This is a genomic window from Bacillus cereus group sp. N8 (genome assembly GCF_016483685.1).
Taxonomy (GTDB): Bacteria; Bacillota; Bacilli; order Bacillales; family Bacillaceae_G; genus Bacillus_A; species Bacillus_A proteolyticus.
On sequence record NZ_JAEHBK010000094.1, the window covers coordinates 1 to 3,105 of the forward strand.

Here is a 3,105-nt window from a genome sequence, read left to right on the forward strand (position 1 = left end):
AATCAACAGCACGATACAGGTACATCCATTGACCTTTTACTTTGATATATGTTTCATCGACTCTCCAAGAGTCATTTATTTGTTTGAGGTAACGTCGGATTCGTTTGTCCAATTCAGGACCATACTGATGAACCCAACGCATAATCGTTTTATGAGAAATGGATAAACCACGTTCCTCCATCATTTCCACCAAATCACGAAAACTTAGGTTATACCGTAGGTACCATCTTACCATTAATAAGATAATATCAGGCTAATAGTGCTTCCATTTGAACCAATTTTTCTTTTCCATACCGATCACACCCTTTTAGAGTAATAGTATCAGTATGTCCAAGTTTTAGAGATTACTTGTAATTACCTTGAAGTCTTTGCACCAGAACTTTCATTTGGATTGAATACAGAATTTAAACTTAATGAATTGGTGGATGTAGAATAAAAACGGGCTGACTCGAAAGAGCCAGCTTTAATTCACAGCAGGTAAATTGATATTTGTAAAGGTGTTATTCGAATTGATGAAGTTACGAATATGATTTTTATTTGTGTAATATTTTAAATTCAATGGTGCTGTTCCTGTATAAACAAATCCATTGTCTTTTAAAATTAACTCGTTTACTCCCGCTGCTGCTCCTGAAGCTAAGAGAGAAGCGAATGCTGGATTATTAATAGTAACTTTGCATTTCTCTACTACATAAGTTGTATATGGACGATTAGTATCAGATAAGAATAAATTATTTTTCGTATTAATCGAGATAGCACAGTCTTCCAGTGTAGTGTATGGTACTTGATTATCCACATTTGTAATACCAACTTCGCAAGTTGTATCTATAAGTTTTGATTTAGCAACTCTAATATTCATTGGACTCCCACTAAACAAATGATTTCTCAACTCGCAATTAAGAAGTTCTGACCTTGTGAACTCACAAACGTCTACAGTTTGAGTATTAGGATTTTCTGATCTGACTCGTAAATTTTCGAATCTACAGCTATCATATTCTTTAACTTTAAACGTCATCTCTCTTTGTGTTAAAACCGATTTAAAGGTACATTTGCTTATTTTGTTTGCTTTTATCCATGGTGTGGTAGTCGAATTTTCTGTAAAAACAATATAATTATTATCAAATGTGCAATTATCTCCCAATGCAACGAAATCAGGGTTTACGTATTGATTGTTAGATAAAGAAACCCTATACGAATCATTAGTTAAATTCATATTACCACCTGTGAAACTATTGTCTATAATATTCACAAACGCCGTACTAAAATTAGAAGTCATGAGTCCAATGTTATTTTGACAGTTGTATAAGAAATTATCCTTAATAGTTGCATGCATTAAAGAATAAAGATTAATCGCTAGGTAATCTATATTGTAAATGTGATTATGTTCTATTAAGACATCATAGCAACCAACTAAAATACCGTGATAACTGCCGTAAATTTCGTTATCTTTTATGGTACAGCTTGCTCCGTATGAATCTTCCATGTTTATTGAATAACGAGTTGGATTGTTGAAAATAGGTTTTCCATCCAAAAACCTAACCAATCCTTTTCCATTATCGCGGATTTTATTATTTATAACTTCGTTGTAATTCCCCCCTAAAGTTATACCACCCCTATGCCCATTAAAAACCTCGCATTTTTCAACAGTGTTATGGTGAGGGATACCACCAAACATAATTGTATATTGCAGATTCTTATTTACATTGTTTTCATTATAAAATTGAAGCCTAAATTTCATTGCGTTAACTGGGATTGAAATATCTGTATAGATTCTTCTTTTCTTCATAACCCCTATGAAATTGTTGTTATTATCGTAAAAGAAGATATCCAAGTCTTTACTATTTAAATTTGTTGTTCTAGCGTATCCTGCTCCAGCTATAAGAAAGGAAGTAATCTTTGGTGTTAAATCTTGAGGTATATTTAACATCTTTGTTGTGAGTGTATTCGTAGAGGTAATAGGTTGTCCAGTGTTGTAATCTAAGGCACTCAAAGTAAGACCTTGATCAAATTCTCCATAGTCAAATATCGAGTTTGAGCTAAATGAAATATTATCGCCCATATAATCGCGAACCTTACAATTTTTCACAGAACAATAATTTGAACTTTTTTGAAAGAGAATACCATACGTATTCTCCACTGCTACTTCTAAAGGATTAGAGAAACTTCTGTCGTCCCTACACCCAATTATAGTTCCACCAAATAAATTAGAATTGGTGACTTTACTAAATACGATACTATTCCCTTTGAAGTTGTAATAATCAGTAGTTGTTCTATTGTCAAATGGCGATTTTTTATTAGAATCGTATATAACTTTTAATGTCGATCCATTTAAATTAAAATCTAAATTGGAAACCATAACAATCTCACGTGGATAACATAGAGCGTAATTGCCTTTTGGAAGAATAACTTCAGAGTAATTATTAGATGCTGCATATTGTAGCGCATTGTTTATCCCCTGGATATTCTTATCAGCTTGTATATAATCTGCATCTACATAGGGTTTAGTAGGTAATCCTTCTTTTATGCCCCACTGATTTAATTCAATTAAATAATCCAATTATTATCACCTCTTAAATTTCTTAATATAGTATATTCATTGATAAAAGAAACCGTCCCCTAAAAGGAGACGGTTATAAAAATCATTTCACATATACATAGGCTTCGTTTTTTCATTTCCATATTTACAATCCTCCCCCTTTTCATCCATAATTTCAAAATGGAGAGAGATTAAGGACTGATTATTAATGCATATTCTAGAAAAATTAAACGAGGCCTTCACCTTAGAAGCTCAGGAATCATCACCGAGTAAAGTGGCTATTCAAGAATTAAAAAAATTCTCATCAATAAATATCCTTACATTTTTTATGCTTTTATTCCGTTTCAAACAATACGATAAATCTATGTTTATCTGATAACGTTTTTCTTCGATTTCACTCTTTGTTATTAATTCCTGGCTGTTTTTTAAAGCAACTTTATAACTGCAACGCCCAATGAAACAATTGATATTATCGTACCAATTGTCCTTGAACTACCCCCCACTTTCACTTCGTTTAGAAGAGGGGGATTCCTAAGTAAAGAGTTCTATCGAACTCTAATTTATTAGGCTAT

Annotated in this window: 2 protein-coding genes; both read right to left on the reverse strand. The window is 32.4% G+C overall.

Annotation, left to right across the window (positions count from 1 at the left end):
- Positions 1 to 235, reverse strand: a 235-nt coding sequence (locus JDS80_RS30460; RefSeq protein ID WP_199640790.1) for an IS6 family transposase, incomplete at its 3' end; no start/stop codon positions are given.
- A 228-nt stretch (positions 236 to 463) separates the two neighbouring features.
- The gene (locus JDS80_RS30465) at positions 464 to 2,554 is read right to left on the reverse strand and encodes a right-handed parallel beta-helix repeat-containing protein (protein WP_199640791.1); all 2,091 of its coding nucleotides are present in this window, start codon (positions 2,552 to 2,554) and stop codon (positions 464 to 466) included.
- Between the last annotated feature and the right edge of the window lie 551 nt (positions 2,555 to 3,105).